The 18488-nt window shown below is 60.6% G+C and carries 15 protein-coding genes; 5 read left to right on the top strand and 10 right to left on the bottom strand.

Features of this window, described 5'->3' with window-relative positions:
- Nucleotides 1-29: 29 nt before the first annotated feature.
- From FA87_RS03500 to FA87_RS03485, 4 genes are read right to left on the bottom strand one after another with little or no spacing between them, the layout of a single operon-like run.
- The gene (locus tag FA87_RS03500; RefSeq protein WP_043692451.1) at nucleotides 30-629 is read right to left on the bottom strand and encodes a hypothetical protein; all 600 of its coding nucleotides are present in this window, start codon (nucleotides 627-629) and stop codon (nucleotides 30-32) included.
- The gene (locus FA87_RS03495; protein WP_043692449.1) at nucleotides 626-1024 is read right to left on the bottom strand and encodes a GtrA family protein; all 399 of its coding nucleotides are present in this window, start codon (nucleotides 1022-1024) and stop codon (nucleotides 626-628) included. Before FA87_RS03495 ends, FA87_RS03500 begins: the two co-directional genes overlap by 4 nt.
- The gene (locus FA87_RS03490) at nucleotides 1008-1961 is read right to left on the bottom strand and encodes a glycosyltransferase (protein WP_043692445.1); all 954 of its coding nucleotides are present in this window, start codon (nucleotides 1959-1961) and stop codon (nucleotides 1008-1010) included. Before FA87_RS03490 ends, FA87_RS03495 begins: the two co-directional genes overlap by 17 nt.
- Nucleotides 1958-2908, bottom strand: a complete 951-nt coding sequence (locus tag FA87_RS03485) for a UDP-glucuronic acid decarboxylase family protein (RefSeq protein WP_043692443.1) — start codon at nucleotides 2906-2908, stop codon at nucleotides 1958-1960. The genes FA87_RS03490 and FA87_RS03485 overlap by 4 nt, the downstream gene beginning before the upstream one ends.
- Before the next feature lie 1238 nt (nucleotides 2909-4146).
- Between FA87_RS03485 and FA87_RS03480 the strand changes: the two genes are divergently transcribed.
- A complete protein-coding gene (locus FA87_RS03480) occupies nucleotides 4147-5559 on the top strand; it encodes a mannose-1-phosphate guanylyltransferase/mannose-6-phosphate isomerase (protein WP_043692441.1) in 1413 nt (470 codons plus the stop codon).
- A 44-nt stretch (nucleotides 5560-5603) separates the two neighbouring features.
- Here the strand turns inward: FA87_RS03480 and FA87_RS03475 are convergent, their stop codons facing one another.
- The 6 genes from FA87_RS03475 to FA87_RS03445 form a co-directional block, all read right to left on the bottom strand.
- Complete coding sequence (locus tag FA87_RS03475; RefSeq protein WP_043692439.1) at nucleotides 5604-6956, bottom strand: phosphomannomutase/phosphoglucomutase; 1353 nt, start codon at nucleotides 6954-6956, stop codon at nucleotides 5604-5606.
- Entirely contained in the window at nucleotides 6953-7873 is a 921-nt protein-coding gene (locus tag FA87_RS03470; RefSeq protein ID WP_043692436.1) for an NAD-dependent epimerase/dehydratase family protein, read from the bottom strand. Before FA87_RS03470 ends, FA87_RS03475 begins: the two co-directional genes overlap by 4 nt.
- Nucleotides 7851-8885, bottom strand: a complete 1035-nt coding sequence (gene gmd, locus FA87_RS03465; protein ID WP_043692433.1) for a GDP-mannose 4,6-dehydratase — start codon at nucleotides 8883-8885, stop codon at nucleotides 7851-7853. Before gmd ends, FA87_RS03470 begins: the two co-directional genes overlap by 23 nt.
- 87 nt (nucleotides 8886-8972) lie before the next feature.
- Nucleotides 8973-12356 (bottom strand): glycosyltransferase family 1 protein, encoded by a 3384-nt coding sequence (locus FA87_RS19700; RefSeq protein ID WP_081996452.1) that lies wholly within the window; start codon nucleotides 12354-12356, stop codon nucleotides 8973-8975.
- Between the two features lie 25 nt (nucleotides 12357-12381).
- The gene (locus tag FA87_RS19695; protein WP_052191123.1) at nucleotides 12382-13629 is read right to left on the bottom strand and encodes an FkbM family methyltransferase; all 1248 of its coding nucleotides are present in this window, start codon (nucleotides 13627-13629) and stop codon (nucleotides 12382-12384) included.
- An 80-nt stretch (nucleotides 13630-13709) separates the two neighbouring features.
- The gene (locus tag FA87_RS03445) at nucleotides 13710-14879 is read right to left on the bottom strand and encodes a PLP-dependent aspartate aminotransferase family protein (RefSeq protein ID WP_043692430.1); all 1170 of its coding nucleotides are present in this window, start codon (nucleotides 14877-14879) and stop codon (nucleotides 13710-13712) included.
- 202 nt (nucleotides 14880-15081) lie between these two features.
- Between FA87_RS03445 and rfbB the strand changes: the two genes are divergently transcribed.
- From rfbB to rfbD, 4 genes are read left to right on the top strand one after another with little or no spacing between them, the layout of a single operon-like run.
- Entirely contained in the window at nucleotides 15082-16125 is a 1044-nt protein-coding gene (gene rfbB / locus FA87_RS03440; RefSeq protein WP_043692427.1) for a dTDP-glucose 4,6-dehydratase, read from the top strand.
- The gene (gene rfbA / locus FA87_RS03435; RefSeq protein WP_043692424.1) at nucleotides 16122-17009 is read left to right on the top strand and encodes a glucose-1-phosphate thymidylyltransferase RfbA; all 888 of its coding nucleotides are present in this window, start codon (nucleotides 16122-16124) and stop codon (nucleotides 17007-17009) included. The genes rfbB and rfbA overlap by 4 nt, the downstream gene beginning before the upstream one ends.
- Nucleotides 17006-17563: a dTDP-4-dehydrorhamnose 3,5-epimerase gene (gene rfbC / locus FA87_RS03430; RefSeq protein ID WP_043692421.1), complete on the top strand. Its 558-nt coding sequence runs from the start codon at nucleotides 17006-17008 to the stop codon at nucleotides 17561-17563. Before rfbA ends, rfbC begins: the two co-directional genes overlap by 4 nt.
- The gene (gene rfbD / locus FA87_RS03425; protein WP_043692419.1) at nucleotides 17560-18480 is read left to right on the top strand and encodes a dTDP-4-dehydrorhamnose reductase; all 921 of its coding nucleotides are present in this window, start codon (nucleotides 17560-17562) and stop codon (nucleotides 18478-18480) included. Before rfbC ends, rfbD begins: the two co-directional genes overlap by 4 nt.
- The last annotated feature ends 8 nt before the right edge of the window (nucleotides 18481-18488 follow it).

The following is an 18488-nucleotide window of genomic DNA, read 5'->3' as shown; positions in this document are numbered from 1 at the left end:
ATTCTGTTCATGCCACAGTGTGTCCACCGTCAGCGACAGCGGTAATCCTTCGGCATGACACTGTCGCGGAAAGGGTCTGTCAGGGCGTCGGTGTATTCACCCATCAGCAGGCGATGCGTCGGCAAGAGCCTCTTCCGGTAGAAGCTGCTGAAGGTCGCCAGCTTCTCGCCCCAGGGCGTCAGCTTGACGCAGCCGTTATCGATTTTTATCGTCCCCGACTGCAACTGCTCGGTAAGGCGAACCGCTACCAAGTGATCCTCACGGACATACTCTTCCGTGAAAACGTCGTGGAACGCGTCCTGACGGATCCCACCGCCACGCTGCTGCAGTTTTTCGAGAATGTAGAAGGAAAGCGAGCGGTCTATCACCGTCGGCACGGAGATAGCAAATGCGTAGCCACCCAGCAGCCAGATCATGCCGAGCTGGATCATTTCAAGCCGCGTGAAAGACTTGAACCAGCCGAACGCAACCAAACTAGCCATGACTATGGCTAGGGCAATGAAAGCGTCAAGAATCGCTGCGTAGAACACCACGTTGACGCGGAAATACCGCATATGGACGTAATACGTAAGCAGCAAGCCAATCACGAAGACGACTGACGCCACCAGCGCACGCATATAGTTGTTCATTTGAATACCAGGAGTTTGTTCGCAACGAAGCTAAAAGCCATTTGCATACCCGTAGCCAGCACGAAGCCGATACGATAGTCATAACCTAAGCGATCGGCCCAGACGTACATGACCATCGCGTGGAGCAGAGCGATAACGGCATAGACCACGAGGAAAAGGGAGCCCTGCTTTACAACACTACCCTCTTGCCCTCTGAACACGAAATATCGACTGCCGAGAAACGAGACAGTGATGCCGAAGCATGCGGCAATAGCGTTGGCCTCGCCCGCCAAGGGCACATGAAGCACCTCCATGCAGAATCGCAGCACGGAAAAGTGGATCGCTGTCGCGAACAGTCCATTGATGATGTAGCGAACGACCTGCCCACCAAGCGCCGGCTTAGCGCTCGCGGGCATACAACACCTCGTCCACGAACTCACGGTAACTGCCAACACCCAGCACACCGCCGCTGCGGACCATTCCCGAGAGCATGAGGATAATCAGAGTCAATGCGGCGGTTTGCAGGAAAACCAGCAAAAGGATGCCGAAGGCCAGAGAGAACCACCCAGGGGTCGCAAAACCGGCGGCCTTGAGCACCATGGCAGTGACGCCGCCGACGACCGACAGACCCGCGACCAAGGTGCATGCGATGCCCACGCGGACAAGCACGTCTTCTGCAAAGACCATCAGCGCACGGAAACCATGCAGTGCGAGCCCGACGAAATTCATCTTGCTCTTGCCCGCATAGCGCGGACCGCGATCTAGCGGGCAGCTCTGAACCCGCAGCTTCGACCCTAGCACGCAGGCGGCTACATGTGTCCACAGTTCCTGCATCGAGGCGAGGCGCCTCACAGCGGGCATTTTGGCCGCCATGAAATTGCCGAAGCTGATCTTTCGACCACTCAAGAGCGAAAACAGTGTCTTGTAAACCAAATAAAACGTCTTGAACTTGAGCGATTCGACACGACTCTTGCGAGCACCCACCACCACATCAACGTCAGGCGAGGCCAGACCGGAGACCAGCTCGGTGATGCTTTCAGGAGTGTCTTCGCCATCGGAATCCATCACCACCACCACGACGTCGTCGTCGAAGTGCTCGGCGACGTAGCTAAGGCCGATGGCGATAGCCCTCTGATGACCAACGTTTCGGCGCAGCTTGACGACAACGCCGCCCAGGCCAGCAGCGGTGATCGCGGCGACGTCCAGCGGCTGGCGGACAGAGCCGTCATCCACGGCGACTACATAAGCATCGGAACCCTGCGTCCGGGCCAGTTCCTGGAAGAGCCGCGAGGACGCCTCGACGTCCTCGTATACCGGCATCACCACGACCTTCTGCGCCGTTGCCATCGTCATGCCTGCAGTCGGTGTCGGAAGTACGCGATGGTTTCCTTGAGCCCATCTTCCAGATTGACCTTCGGCTCCCAGTCGAAGGTAGCCTTGGCCAAGCTGATGTCCGGCTGACGCTGCTTCGGGTCGTCCGACGGCAATGGACGGTGTTCGATCTTCGAGCTGCCGCCAACCAGGCGCACGACAGTTTCGGCCAGTTCGAGCATGGTGAACTCGCCTGGGTTACCGATATTCACGGGGCCGGTGAAATCAGCGGAGGAGTCCATTAGGCGGAGCATGCCCTCGATCAGGTCGTCAACGTAGCAGAAGCTGCGCGTCTGGGTGCCATCGCCGTATATAGTGATCGGTTCGCCCTTCAATGCCTGCACGATGAAGTTGCTGACCACGCGGCCGTCATTCGGATGCATGCGCGGGCCATACGTATTGAAGATACGCATGACCTTGACCTCGAGCTGATGCTGTCGCCAATAATCGAAGAACAGAGTCTCGGCGCAACGCTTGCCCTCATCGTAGCAACTGCGGATGCCGATCGGATTGACCCGGCCCCAATAGCCCTCCACCTGCGGGTGGATCTCCGGGTCGCCGTAGACCTCGCTAGTGCTGGCCTGGAGAATGCGGGCGCCGACGCGCTTGGCCAGCCCGAGCATGTTGATCGCACCATGGACACTGGTCTTCGTGGTCTGGACCGGGTCGTGCTGGTAATGGACCGGCGAAGCCGGGCACGCCAGGTTGAAGATGCGGTCGACTTCGACGTAAAGAGGGAAGGTGACGTCGTGGCGCATCAGTTCGAAGCGAGGGTGACTCAGCAGCCCGTCAACGTTGGCCTTGCTTCCCGTATAGAAGTTGTCCACACAGAGCACGTCGTGGCCGGCCGCGACGAGGCGGTCGCACAGATGGGACCCGAGGAAGCCAGCTCCACCGGTTACGAGCACACGTTGTTGATTTTCAGACATTTCCTATCCTCGGGAGCACGGGATGGGCGCGGGCCCCAGGCAATGATTGCTTCTGAGCAGGCCGCCCCTTGATTCTTTCGATTGTAAGCGAACTTGAGCCAGTCGCCGCGACGTACGACCAATACCTATCCGCGTCTTGGCAGTTCCAAGGCATGAAGGCTGGCCACGCGGCGCCTCGATCCTGGGGCGCGCATGATACTACGGGCCGCCGGTTGGAGGCCCAGCGCCCCAAGGGCGACGGGCTCGACGTTCCTTTCCAGTCGAAGGATTAGCGTGCCGTCTGCTCTCGAACGCCTCCTTCGGCAATCGCGCTACCCCTGCCGCTGCCCTATGGCGAGGACGAAAAGTCACTCCGAGCCTACATGCAAGGCCTGTGCCTCAATGAGGCGCCTCAGGCGGAACTGGCCAACTACTTGACCCAGGATTTTTTGGCGATGCGCATATGCGCTCGGGATTGTCCCTGAACAAGGTGGCCGACTGCTGGAAATCGGCGCGAATCCTTATTTCACAACGGTGGTTGTAGGCGATTTCGCCAATATCACGTTCACTGTACGAACTATTTCGGCGTGAGTGACGGCGGCGGAAGTTCTCAGATGGTAGCCCATGCGCCTTCTGGCGAAGAGCTTATTCTCGATTACCTTAACAACAACGTCGACCTTGAGGAGATTTCATTTTCCGGTCCATTCAACGTCACTCTGATCTGCTAGGTCATCGAGCACCTCGTTACCGATCCCCGAAGGCGCTTTGCCGAATCGAGAAGCGCTTGCGCCCTCGCGGGGCGCTGATTCTGACAACACCGAATGCAAATCGCCTCGAGAACATCGCCAAAATGATGGCTGAGCATAATACCCACGATCCCGTATCGGGATACGGCATATAGAGCCGTCATAACCGCGAATACAACAAGCACAAACTCTTCCTGATGCTCGACCACGCCGGCTTAGCCTTTGAAGGCACGTTCTCAGCCGATGTCCATGAAAACCACTCGGACAACTAGTAACCCACCGAACGGTTGGTCAGGGAGATTCTGTCCATTCCCAATCGAGGATACGACCTGGGGCAGTACATCTTTATTCGGGCGGGGAACAGTCGACCGGCCAAACCCGGCAGACCGCGCTGGCTATATCGAAACCATCGGGATGCTGAGTTGTGCGACTGAATGGCTGGTTCAACCTCCCGACCACGACACCGAGCACCCGGTATAATTGCGGGGTTAACTTAGCCTTGGAGCGGAACCCATGATCGTCCCAGTCATCTTAAGCGGCGGTAGCGGAACCCGCCTGTGGCCCCTTTCCCGAAAGAACCGCCCCAAGCAGTTCCTCGCCTTGGTGGGTGACACCACCCTGTTCCAGCAGACCGTCAAGCGCACGCGCAAGCTGGAAAGCACGGCGGCGCCGATCGTGGTCTGCAGTGAGGATCACCGTTTCACTGTGGCCGAACAGCTGCAGGAACTCGGCATCACGGGTTCATCCATCCTGCTCGAGCCCGCCGCGCGCAACACCGCGCCGGCCATCGCGCTGGCCGCTATGCAGGCCGTACAGAAGGATGCCGAGGCGGTGCTGCTGGTCCTGCCGGCCGACCACCTCATCGGTGACGAGACCAGCTTCGTCGATGCGGTCAAGCGTGCCGCTCCCCTGGCAACCCAGGACTGGCTGGTCACCTTCGGTATCCGCCCCGAGGCGCCCGAGACGGGCTTCGGCTACATCAAACGGGCGGACGTAGTCTCCGACAGCGGCTTCAAGGTGGCCCAGTTCGTCGAGAAGCCGAATGCCGAAACGGCCGCCAGATATGTTGAAAGTGGCGACTTCGACTGGAACTCGGGCATGTTCCTCTTCAAGGCGTCCCGTTACCTCGATGAGTTGCAGAAGCATTCGCCGGCGATCCACGCGGCATCTGTGAAGGTTTTCGAGTCAGCCCAGCCCGACCTCGACTTCGTCCGCTTTGACAAAGCCGCCATGGTCGAGGTCCCAGACGACTCCATCGACTATGCCGTCATGGAAAAGACCGACCGCGCCGCCGTGGTGCCGGTCAGCTGCCGCTGGAGCGATATCGGCTCGTGGTCGGCCCTATGGGAAGCCGCCGACAAGGACGCGGACGGCAACGCGACTGACGGTGACGTCATCACGCTCGACACCCGCAATACACTGGTCCGCACGCACGAGCGCCACATGGTCGCAACCATCGGTCTGGACGATGTCGTGATCGTCGCCACGCCGGATGCGACCCTGGTCGCCGCGCGTGACAAGGTCCAGCACGTCAAGAAGATCGTCGACAACCTCAGCAGCGCCGGCCGTGGCGAGCACCTGGCTCATCGGCAGGTGTACCGCCCCTGGGGCAGTTACGATTCTATCGACATGGGCGAGCGTTTCCAGGTCAAGCGCATCGTAGTCAAGCCGGGGTCAGTGCTCAGCCTGCAGATGCACCATCACCGCGCGGAACACTGGATCGTCGTATCGGGCACCGCTGAGGTCACCTGCGGTGAGAAGGTCTTCCTGCTTGCCGAGAACCAGAGCACCTACATCCCGCTGGGCGTAACGCATCGCCTGCGCAACGTCGGCAAGGTCCCGCTCGAGCTGATCGAAGTGCAGTCGGGTAGCTATCTGGGTGAAGACGACATCGTCCGTTTCGAAGATGTCTACGGGCGCGCCTGACAAGCGCGCCTCAAGAACAAAAAGCGGGCTTTTGCCCGCTTTTTTTATGCCGGAGTGCCGTCGATGAGCCCTTGTAACTCCAACGTTTTCGCAGCCATCAGCTTCGCATCGCCCCGCGCCTCGACATTCAGTCTCAGCAACGGCTCGGTATTCGACGACCTCAGATTAAATCGCCACTTCCCGAACGACATGCTCACGCCGTCGATATTTTCCACGCTTTCGGCCGACGCCTTATAGTGCTCGACGATCCGCCCCACCGTGGCAGCCGCGTCGTCCACGCGGAAGTTGATCTCGCCGCTGCATGGATATGCGGCCATCCGCTCGGCAAGCATATCGGTAAGCGACGTACCGGTCTTACCGATGCGCTCAGCTACCAGGAGCCAAGGGATCATCCCCGAATCGCAGTAGGCAAAGTCGCGGAAGTAATGGTGCGCACTCATCTCTCCGCCGTAGACGGCATCCTCGGAACGCATGCGTTCCTTGATGAAGGCGTGCCCCGTCTTGCTCTCCACGGCAGTGCCGCCCGCGCTTGCGACCATGTCGATCGTATTCCATGTCAGGCGCGGATCGTGAATGATCTTCGAGCCCGGATGCTTCTCGAGCAGTTGGGCCGCCAAAAGCCCGACGATGTAGTAGCCCTCGATGAAGCCACCCTGTGCATCGAAAAGGAAGCAGCGATCAAAATCGCCATCCCAGGCAATGCCCAGGTCGGCACCGGACTCGATCACCGCCCTCGCAGTCGCATCCCGATTTTCCGGAAGCAGCGGATTGGGGATACCGTTGGGGAACGTACCATCCGGCTCATGGTTTACCCGGACAAACGTAAACGGCAAGTGCAGCTCGAGCAGGTCCACAATGGCGCCAGCGCCTCCGTTACCCGCGTTAACGACAATCTTAAGCGGCCGCAGGGAGGTGACATCGATGTAGCCAAGCAGGTGCGTGATGTAGGCGGACTTGTCGTGGTCCGCTCGGACGCTTCCGCGGCTCACGGACGACTCGCCAAAGGCGTTTTCTTCGACCATCCGCTCGATATCGCGCAGGCCGGTGTCACCGCTGATCGGACGCGCTCCCTCGCGCACCAATTTCATGCCGTTGTAGTCGATCGGATTGTGGCTGGCGGTCACCATGATGCCGCCGGCGACACCGCGATGGGCCGTCTGGAAGTAAACCTCTTCCGTCCCACACAGGCCGATGTCGATCACGTCGCGGCCTTCATCGGCAAGCCCTCGCGCTACTTCGGCGGCGAAGGTCGGGCTATCCAGGCGAATATCGTACCCGACCACCACCTCGCCCTCTCCCACCGTGCGTGCGAAGGCGCGGCCGATCCGGTAGGCGATATCGGCGTTGAGTTCATTGGGGACCCGGCCGCGGATGTCGTAAGCCTTGAAACACTTCATGCGATTTTCCTGGAGGCAAACATCCACTCGAGCGTGGTACGCAGCGGAATGATATCGAGCGGACCGATCAAGGACCGCAGCCGGCGATTGTCGCCCGTCAGACGAGCCACCTCGTTACCGCGGACAAAGGCGGGATTGACCCGAACCTCGATTTCGTAGCCAGCGATCTCCTGCATCATGCCGATGACCTGCATCAGCGAGACGGAGGTGCCGGAGCAAAGGTTAACCGTCTGACCCGCGGCGCCGGTGGACAGCAGGCGCACATAAGCATCGGCCACGAAACGCACATCCTGGAAGTCGCGCGCCACGTCGATATTGCCTAGCTCGATCACCCGTTCCCCGCGCTGGAAATGCGAGACGATCTTCGGCAACAGAAAGTTCTCGGCCTGGCCGACACCCGTGTAGTTGAACGGGCGGGCCAGGACAATCGGCAAGCGGTCCGACCAGAGCTTCGCCATGTATTCCATGGCAAGCTTGCTGACCGCGTAGTCGTTGGCCGGCGATGGCTCGACCGACTCGCTGAGCAGCTCGACATCACTGTTGCCATAGACGTTGGCGCTGCTGGCAAGAAGCACGGCGCGGGGAGTCGTCGGCGACGCAGCCAACGCTTCCAACAGATGGCGTGTGCCTACCACGTTGGTGCGGTACATCTCATCCGCGTCACCATGGGCAACGAACGCGATCGCGGCAAGATGGATCACGGCATCCGGATCGGCCTCGGCGACAGCGCGGGCAACCGCCGCGCGGTCCAGAAGGTTGACGGATGCCGACTCGAGATCATCGGACTGCTCGACCAGCCCAACAACCTGGTGACCCGCCGCGCGGAGCGCGTCGACGACGTAGCGGCCGGTAAAGCCCTTGTGGCCGGTGACGAGCACCCGGCCGGGCTTCGCCTCAGAACGAGGCGTCACGTTCATTCCGGCGCAGATCGGCTTCCACCATCATCTTGCACAGGTTTTCGAGCGTGGTCTCGGGCTTCCAGCCCAGCGTCTTGAACGCCTTGGCGGGATCGCCGATCAGCAGTTCGACTTCCGCAGGGCGGTAGAACTTGGGGTTGATCTTGACGAGCAGCTTGCCGGTCTTGCGGCAGGTACCTGTTTCGTTCTCTTCGCTGCCCTTCCAGTCGATATCGATGTCGACGGCAGCGAAGGCAAGCGTGACGAAGTCGCGCACGGTTTCGGTGCGGTTCGTGGCGAGCACGAATGTGTCCGGCTCGTCCGCCTGCAGCATTCGCCACATGCCTTCGACGTATTCCTTGGCAAAACCCCAGTCGCGCTTGGCATCGAGGTTGCCGAGCTCCAGCACGTCCAGCTTGCCGAGTTTGATCTTGGCAACGGAGTCGGTGATCTTGCGGGTGACGAACTCACGGCCGCGCAGCGGCGACTCGTGATTGAACAGGATGCCGCTGGAACCGAAGATCCCGTAGGACTCACGGTAGTTCACCGTGATCCAGTGGGCGTAGAGCTTCGCCACGCCGTACGGGCTGCGCGGGTAGAAGGGGGTGTCCTCCTTCTGCGGCACGGCCTGCACCTTGCCGAACATCTCCGAGGTCGACGCCTGGTAGAAGCGGATCTTCGGATTGACGATGCGGATAGCTTCGAGCAGGTGCAGCGCGCCGACGCCGGTGATGGCGGCAGTGGTGGCCGGCTGGTCGAACGATACGCCGACGAAGCTCTGCGCCGCGAGGTTGTACACCTCGGTCGCACCCGTCGTCTGCAGCAGGCGAATGGCCGAGCCGCCGTCGGTCAGGTCGAATTCGACCAGTTCGAGGTTCGGGTGGTTCTGGATGCCCAGCTCCTCGATACGCCAGAAGTTGACGGAGCTGGTGCGCCGATAGGTACCGTAGACGCGGTAGCCCTTCTCAAGGAGGAGCTCCGCGAGGTAGGCGCCGTCCTGGCCCGAAATTCCGGTGATCAATGCTGTTTTCATCAGTGTCCGTCGCTGCAAATGATTGATTTAGCTGGGCCGCTCATTTTCCATGAGGGGCCGGTGTGACTCAAGTACGTACAAGGCTGTTCACGGCGAGGCCATCGGCGAAATCTCTATGGCTTGAAACGCGAGGTCGATGTCGGCGTCGACCATGACCCTGATCTGCACCCCGCATGCGTCTTCTTCCACGATGAGATCGAGAGCGTCGATAGCGCTCGCGTCAGCGACGAGCTGCGTTGATTCACAACGAACCAACCCCTTGCCGGCCACGACATCGAGCCATGCCATGCCACCCGAACTACTCATCCGTCCAATTACGCGAACGGAATACAGACCCTCCGTGAGCGCAAACGGAGCCGTCTCGTAGAGCAATCCGAATTGGCCGTTCGATCGCCTCTCTCCACGAGTCAGCAAACCTGTGGTCGCCTCCGCTCGATAGTCGGTAGCCAAGAATCGACGAAAAACACCCTGCGTCCAGACGTCTTGCCAGCCTCCTCGCACTATAACGTCAACGACTTGCGCAGCGCTTTGCTCCCACGTCAACCAAGGCATATCCCGCGACTGAGGAGCGAGCCCCTGCTCGAACAAGACTAGCCATCGCGAGATCGCGTCCGCCATGGCAGCAGGCTCGAGACCATTGAAGTAAAACGCGTGCCGACCTGCAACCTCCTGGAAGACCGGAAGGTCGCGAGCGATGATCGGCAGTCCGTATTGTGCCGCCTCGATCAGCGGAAGGCCGAATCCCTCGCCTTCTGAGGGCACCAGTAGCGCAGACGCAGCATGATACATCGCGACCAGCTGCTGGTCGTCTGCATGCTCCAGCCAGAACAATCGGCGGCCGGACAGAGGGTGGCTGCGCAACCGCTTGACGAGTTCTTCGACGCGCCAGCCAGCCCTGCCGATGAGGACCAGATTCAAGTCAGCACCGCGTTCCCAGAGCTGGTCCATCGCCGCCAGAGCCTGCGCGTGCCCCTTTCTGGGCTCGACAGTTCCGACCATGAGCAGGGTGGGGCTACCATCGAGCCCCTGCGGCAGCACCGATGCATCGAGCCCTGCGTTAACTCCCTTTGCTAGATCGGCTCCGAGGTGGAACCAACCGATGCGGAGTGGAGACAGCCGCACTGGGTCCGCTTGGGGGAGCCAGTACTTGAACTCGTCCGCTACCGTGCGCGATATCGCCAAGATGCCGTCGGCCACCTCGGCGATCGCCTCGTACCACTTCCGAAACATGGGAAGACCGTGGATGTCGAAGCAATCGGGGCGTTGGAGCGGAAGCATATCGTACACCACGAAGGTGACAGCGACGCCCAGGCTACGCATGCGTACGAAGATGTTCTTTTGCGAGGGTACTAGGTGTGCCGACAAATCCAGACCCAAGAAGATGTCTCCTTGTCGGAAATCAACGGCGGCGTTACCGGGTAGCTCAGCACCACTGTGGAAACGCTTTGCCATGTACGAGCGAGCGTAACGGAACACGTCCCCCGCGCTGAGATACACAGGTTCCACGCGAAAGCCTGGCGGTACCGCACCGACAAGGTCGGCCACCATGTGACGGACCACACGCTGGATGCCGGTCCCCGCATCAGTAGTGAACAGCTGTGAAATGTCGACGTAAAGCGTTCTCTGACCGTAACGAGGTGGACCATTCTCGGAGAGCGCGACCGCCACTTGCCTCAACTCGTCGGCGCTCAACTCAGCGACACCCTTGATCGCCGCAATACGCTCAGCGCGCGCATCGTCGCCGTATCCGGAAAAGAAACGCTCACTACTGGACCAAAGCGGGGAGCCGAATAACACGGCTCGCATCGGAAGATCCGTGAATGCATCATCGCGGGCACGGTGAGCCAGGTCACGATAGCCGCCCGATCCATAAAGCATCGCATCCAGAAGAGCTGACTTCTGACCTGCGAGTGATGTGGCGATCGTCGTGCAGCGTTCACCTTGCAAGATCAGGATCGCACGACAATCGCTTACCGCTTGGAGGAGAGGGACAGCCTCAGCGACGTCACGCACATGGACGAACACATCGTCGAATTTCGACGGGTCGAACGATCTTAAGGCTCGCATCGACCACGACGGCGGTAGAAGCGCTTTCGCAAGCTTCGGGTCCTGAGTGTCGCCAAACAGAGCTACCGGTCCCGCAGTGAAAGCTGCGAGTGCCTCGACCGCATATGCTGGAGACCCGCTAGAGAGCAAAGCGACACGTCGAGACGGCGGTGACATCGCACCAACGGCAAGTTGCGTCTTACGCTCGAAGGAAGCGAGACCGTTTTCCAACGCGGCCCACGCCAAATTGGCGGAGTGAGCCCAAGAAAAACGGCGCGACTGACGAAGACCGTGCTCACGCATCCGACCCCTAAAGGCTTCGTCGATCAGCCCCTCATGAAGCTTCCGAGCCATATCCGAAACATCATACGGATCAAACAGTGCCTCGTCACAAGCGATAACCTCGGGCAGGCTGGTCGTGTTTGACCCGATCACCACCGCGCCGCAGGACATGGCCTCGAGGGCGGGGAGCCCGAATCCTTCGTGGGTCGATGGGAAAGCGTAGAGAGCACAAGCATTATAGAAGCGGACCAACTCCTCGTCACTGACAAAGCCCGTAAAAACAAGATCGTCGGCGGAGAGGCCATGCGCCTCAGCAGCCCGCTTGAGCGCCAGGAGTTCGGGTTCCCCAATACCGCCGACAAATACCAATTGGTGCGACTTTCTCAACTCCCGCGGCAACACAGCAAACGCTTCAATCAGCCGAACAAGGTTCTTCCGCGGGTCGTAGCCACCGGCGTACATAACGAACGGCTTGCCGATACCGTACTTTCGGCCCACCGCGCCGGCGTGAGCAGAATCACGTAGAGGACGGAACTCGGGACCGACCGCTGCCGATATGTCAACAACCGATTCAGCAGGGAGATTGAGGAAACTGCGGACTTCGTCCGTCGTGAACCTTGAAATACCCAGGAGAAGGTCGCACTGCTTCAGGTGTTCCACCTTCTTCCGGTACCAACGCTCGACGCTCGGGTTCGCCAAATAGACGTCGGGAATTGCGAGCGGTATCAAGTCGAATACGATGGCCGCTTGCATAGCCGAGGATCCCGCCCGCACGGAGGTCACCACGGAATCGCCGTAGCCATCCACCATGCTCATGGTCAGCACAACATCTGGGGCGAATTCCTCTATGAATTCCTCCCGCAAGCATTCCGCAATCGATGCACGAACCGCATTGGCCGGCTCGATGGCCGCCGTCGGTCGTACCGACTGCCAGCACACCACACGCTCTGGCGGTACAAGCTCACGAAGTATATCTCGCAGCTTTGCGGCGGATAACTCCATGCTCCCATTGAGCATAAACCAAACCTGGTGGCCGCGATCGGCACGCGCCATGGCTCGCGCTAGAGAAAGACAGTAGCGACCTACGCCACGAATGCTTCCTCCAGGCGACTGGCACGCCTGCAGATCGATGAGTAAACGCATCAATGCCCCCTCTGTTCCACAACCATCAGCGTGTCCGCCTGCCAATGGCAGCGCGCAATATCTTTTCAATCGCTTCCGCACCTTCGGTCATCGCCAGTGGGGCCGGATCGTCGGCGCTGCGAACCGTGCCCAGGATGAACAAGCGTGCACGACGGCCGATGCGCGTCTCGGGTCCAAAGAGACGTTTGGCGACAGAACGAATGCTCGGAATCTCAAGAACGTTTCGGAGAAGCGGGCGCGCGGCCCTCGCTGCACGAACCACTGCAGGACCGACCAGCCGCCAGCTCAGACGACCGACGCGCCGCGCCACCGCCTTCGCGGCTCGAATCGGGGCGCTGATGCGCCACGAAGTACTCTGAAGGATAGCTGCTATAAAATCGTCCCGCGCCGAGAGTTCCGAGGATAGGCGTCCGACCTGCCTCTGCATGTCGTGGCGCAACTCCGCGAGTCCTGCGAGCGCTTCGAGCTTCGCCTCCCGTTCCGCGGCGTATCGCCGGGATATATCGTCCACGTTCGATCGCAGCGAGCGCACTTCGACGTCGAGCTTCTGCGCCCGGTGTTCTGCAGAGTCTGCGCGTTTGAGGGCCTCCGCCTCATTGGCTCGGATGAAGTCATCGAATACGTTGGGTGGGAGAGTAAACGCGTCAAGCAACGATGCGTGTTCCTTCGCAACAAAGTAAATATTAAGTCCGTCGTGGTGAGCACGCAGATAGCCACTATCCGCCAATAACGTCTCCCACTGATCGGCCGTGTTCACTCGGCTGTTCGGCGCGGTTGCTTCGACCACGATGATCCAAGGGCGAACCGCGTCAAATGAGCCCGATTTGAGGACAGCGCGCTCAGCGCCTTCGCAGTCGATCTTCAGAAAGTGAATATCGTCGGCCTCGAGCGAAGGAAAAATGTTATCCAAGGGAACCGTGCGAACCCGGTGCTCCGACACGGCCCGGCCTTCGGCGATGTAACGCTGGGCAAGGTGTGGGTCCAATGTCGAGAGCCCCGTCCCCTCGACATCGAAGATTGTTGCCTCGCCGTCGGCGCCTACGGCCACTTGAAGGTTAATGTCATTCGGGCGGTCGGCTACCAGTAGCTCGAACCAGCGCTGGACCGGTTCAACGTTGATGCCTCGCCAGCCCATTAGCGAGAAGGCCTTGGTCACCGAGTCGACTATCGGGTGCTGGGCGCCGACGTCGACATATACACCCCGTTGCACGTGCTTTAGTGCCCGATACAGCATGACGTCTTCGAAGTTCTGTGCGTAGCTGATAAACGTCATGTCAGCGACCTAGCTCTGATATCGGATGAAACCATCGCACCTCGTTCTCGACGAATCGAGGGACGGTGGGACGTCGTGCGTCAACGTGCAAGGGCACGCGCGAGTTCGGAACGCAGATCTTCCACATCCTCCACACCCACCGACAGCCGGATCAACCCATCGCTGATCCCCAGCCGCTTGCGCGTCGCCGGCGGGATGGACGCATGGGTCATGATCCCCGGGTGCTCGATAAGGCTTTCCACGCCGCCCAGCGATTCGGCCAGGGCGAAAATCTCGCAGCGCTCGAGCATCTTGCGCGCCGCGCGAATCCCGCCCTTCACTTCCGCCGAGATGATCCCGCCGAAGCCATCCATCTGCCGGCGCGCCAGCGCGTGCTGCGGATGCGACTTCAGGCCGGGATAGATCACCCGCTCGATCGCCGGGTGCTTCTCGAGCCAACGCGCGATGTCCAGCGCCGACTCGCAGTGCGCCTTCATGCGCAGATGCAGCGTCTTCAGGCCACGCATCGCCAGAAACGAGTCGAAAGGACCCGCCACGGCGCCTACCGAGTTCTGCAGGAAACCCATGCGCTCGGCCATTTCGTCGTTCGCGGCGACCACGATGCCACCCACCATATCCGAGTGACCGTTGAGGTACTTGGTGGCCGAGTGCAGCACAAGATCAGCCCCGTATTCGATCGGGCGCTGCAGCATGGGCGAGCAGAAGGTGTTGTCCACCACCAGAATCAGGCCGTGCTTCTTTGCGAAAGCGGACAGCTTGGCCAGGTCGACCAGCTTCAGCATCGGATTGGTCGGCGTCTCCGCCCAGATCATCTTCGTGTTGGGCTTGAGCGCAGCCTTGAGGGCGACCGCGTCATTGAGATCCAGGAACGTAAAATCCAGACCGGCGGAGCGTCGACGAACGCGCTCGAACAGCCGGTAGGTACCACCGTAGAGGTCGTCCATGGCGATGACGTGGTCACCCGAATCGAGCAGGTCCAGCACCGTGGAAGCGCCGCCCAGGCCGGAGCCGAAGGCGAAGCCCGCGACTCCACCTTCCAGGTCGGCCACGCAGCGCTCGTAAGCCATGCGGGTCGGGTTCTGGGTGCGCGAGTACTCATAACCCTGGTGCTTACCGGGGCTGGACTGCACGTAAGTAGAGGTCGCATAGATCGGCGTCATGATGGCGCCCGTCGACGGATCGGGATGCTGCCCGGCGTGAATGGCACGCGTGCCCAGACCCAGTACTTGCGTCGCTTTCTTGGAAGCCATTGATCTACCTGAAATAATTGTTCCGAGCGCGCACCATGCGCCACGGCAAAGCGACTTATATTACCGTCTTGCCGGTCTCTCGGCTGAGGAGTCTGAAGCGATATTCATCAAGTCCCCGTGCAAGGGGACGGCGCGGGCCCAATCGCCCATAATCGGCGCCATCGCCACCGGGAGCTTGCCGGGGCCATCGATAAGGTTCTTCATGCCCACATTACTGGTCACCGGCGGTGCCGGCTTCATCGGCGGAAACTTCGTCCATCGCGCCATGGCCGCTGGCCACCACGTGGTCAACCTGGACAAGCTGACCTATGCCGGCAACCTGTCCACACTGGCCTCGCTCAGGAACCATCCTGACCACGTCTTCGTGGAAGGGGATATTGGTGATGCCGCGCTGGTGGCCGCACTCCTGGCGGAGCACCGGCCCGATGCCGTGCTTAATTTCGCCGCGGAGTCCCATGTCGACCGCTCCATTGACGGGCCGGCGGCGTTCATTCAGACCAATGTGGCGGCGACGCTCACCTTGCTGGAGGTGACCCGCGATTACTGGCGCACGCTCGACGAGGACGGCGCGAAGCGCTTCCGCTTTCTGCACGTATCCACGGACGAGGTGTACGGCTCACTTGGCGCCGAGGGGCGGTTTACCGAAGACACACCGTATGCGCCCAACTCGCCCTACTCCGCGTCCAAGGCGGCATCCGATCATCTGGTCCGCGCCTTCCATCACACGTATGGCCTGCCGACGCTGACGACGAACTGCTCGAACAACTACGGGCCTTACCAGTTCCCCGAAAAGCTGATCCCGCTGGTCATTCAGAAGGCGCTGGCGGGCGAGCCGCTGCCGGTCTATGGCGATGGCCTGAACGTGCGCGACTGGCTCTTCGTCGAGGACCACTGCGACGCCATCGCCGCGGTGCTGGACAAGGGAAGCCCCGGCGAAACCTACAATGTAGGTGGAGACAGTGAGAAGACCAACATCGACGTGGTCCGGGCGCTTTGCCGCTTACTCGATCAGCGGGTACCCGGCGCCACACCGCGCGAGTCGCTGATACGGTTCGTCCGGGACCGTCCGGGACATGACCGCCGCTATGCGATCGATGCCGGCAAGATCCAGCGTGAACTCGGCTGGACACCACGCAACGATTTCGTTTCGGGCCTGGCACGCACCGTGGACTGGTATCTGGCCAACCAGACATGGGTGAGCAGTATCCTCGACGGCAGCTATCGGATGGAACGACTCGGACAATGAAGAATCGCAAGGGAATCATCCTGGCCGGAGGATCGGGCACACGGCTGTATCCGATCACCCAGGGTGTCAGCAAGCAGCTCCTGCCCGTGTACGACAAGCCGATGATCTACTACCCGCTGGGCACGCTGATGCTGGCCGGTATCCGCGAGATCCTGGTAATCAACACGCCCCACGAGCAGAGCATGTTCCAGCGCTTGCTCGGCGACGGATCGCAGTGGGGTATTTCGATCGACTATGCAGTGCAGCCAAACCCGGATGGCCTTGCTCAGGCGTTCCTCATTGGCAAGGACTTCCTCGACGGCGCCCCGAGCTGCCTGGTGTTGGGCGACAACATTTTCTATGGTGACGGGCTGATCGAACGCATGCGCCGTGCCGCCACGCGCGAGCGCGGCGCAACCGTGTTTGGCTACTGGGTACGTGACCCACAGCGTTACGGCGTAGCTACCCTGGGCACCGATGGCAAGGTGATCGACATCGAAGAAAAGCCGACCCACCCTAAGTCGAACCATGCGGTCACGGGCCTTTATTTTTACGACGAGCACGCGCCCGCCTACGCCTCCGAGCTGACGCCCTCGGTGCGCGGCGAGCTCGAGATCACGGACCTCAACCGACGTTATCTGAGCCAGCAGGAGTTGCACCTGGAACAGCTCGGCCGCGGTCACGCGTGGCTGGATACAGGAACGCACGAGTCCCTCATGGAAGCGGGCAACTACATCCAGACCATCGAAAACCGGCAAGGCCTCAAGATCTGTTGCCCTGAGGAAATCGCGTTCGTCAATGGCTGGATAGATCGCAACCAGCTTGTGCGCCTGGCAGAGCCCCTGTCCAAAGTAGGCTACGGACAGTATCTTCTGCGCCTCGCCGAGCAGGATGGACCAGCGTGAAATGCATTGCCACTCAGTTACCCGGCGTCGTCATCGTCGAACCGACGGTATTCGGCGACGAGCGCGGTTTCTTCTACGAAGCGTTCAATCAGGCGCGCTTTGCCGCTCACGGCATTGACGCCAGCTTCGTGCAGAGCAACGTCTCCAAGTCACGCCGTGGCGTATTGCGCGGACTGCACTATCAGTGGCCGAACCCGCAGGGGAAACTGGTCAGCGTTCTCGACGGTGAGGTTTACGACGTCGCCGTCGACATCCGACCTGACTCGCCGCACTTCGGAAAGTCCGTAGCGGTCATGCTCTCGGGCGAGAACAAGCGGCATCTCTGGATCGCCCCCGGTTTTGCCCACGGCTTTTGCGTCGTCTCCGAGCAGGCGACGTTCACCTATCAGTGCACGACCCTATACGACCCTGCCGCCGATGCGGCGATTCGCTGGAACGATGCGCGCTTCGCCATCGACTGGCCGGTCACCGACCCCGAACTCTCGCCGAAGGATCGGAAGGCCCCCCTCGTCGACGAGGTGCCGCGCGAACGGCTACCCGATTACGTGCCGTGAAGATCCTGCTGCTCGGGGCCGAAGGTCAGCTGGGCGGCTACTTGCAGCGGTCGCTTGCTGATATAGGCACAGTACGGGCATCGTCGCGCCATGCTCTCGATGAATCGCTGCGCATCGATCTTAAGGATACGGCGGGGCTGCTCTCGCTCCTCGCCAGAGAGAGCCCCGACCTGGTGGTGAATGCGGCGGCGTACACGGCCGTGGACCAGGCCGAGGCGGACAGCGAGGAGGCCATGCTGGCCAACGCAGCCCTCCCGGCGGTGATCGCCTCGGTGATCACATCATGGAATGGTGCGCTCATCCACTTTTCCACCGATTACGTATTCGACGGAACGGGTACCCGGCCATATGTCGAAGACGACCCGACCGGGCCGCTTGGCGTTTACGGAAAGAGCAAGCTCAACGGAGAGATCGCACTCTCCCGAATGAGCGCGGATCATCTGATATTGCGGACCGCCTGGGTCTACAGCCTGCGCGGTCGTAATTTCCTGACGACCATGCTCCGCCTCGGCGCCGAGCGCCATTCGTTGACCGTCGTGGACGACCAGCATGGGACGCCTACGAGTGCCGGCTTCCTCGCGAAAGCCACCGCACTTATCGCACAGAAGTGGATGAGGGAACGCCGATCACGTCGCGAGGCGAGCGGCATTTACCATCTGACAGCAAGCGGCGAGACAACATGGCATGGTTTTGCACAGGCCATATTCGAAGAGGCAGTTCAAACAGGCCGTTTGAATGCAGCCCCATTGTTGCTTCCAACCGATACGGCGGGGTTTCCGACGCCCGCGAAGCGCCCCGCATGGTCTGTGCTCGACACGACCAGAGTGCAAACGGTGTTCGGCATCACGCCGCCGGACTGGAGAAGCGAACTGCGTACGGTAATGAGCGGCGCTTACGACGCAGGATCATCGACGTAAACCAAACG

Source organism: Luteibacter sp. 9133, from assembly GCF_000800155.1.
GTDB classification, from domain to species: Bacteria; Pseudomonadota; Gammaproteobacteria; order Xanthomonadales; family Rhodanobacteraceae; genus Luteibacter; species Luteibacter mycovicinus.
The sequence above is the reverse complement of the archived record's forward strand: the minus strand, read 5'-3'. Positions and strand labels throughout refer to the sequence as shown.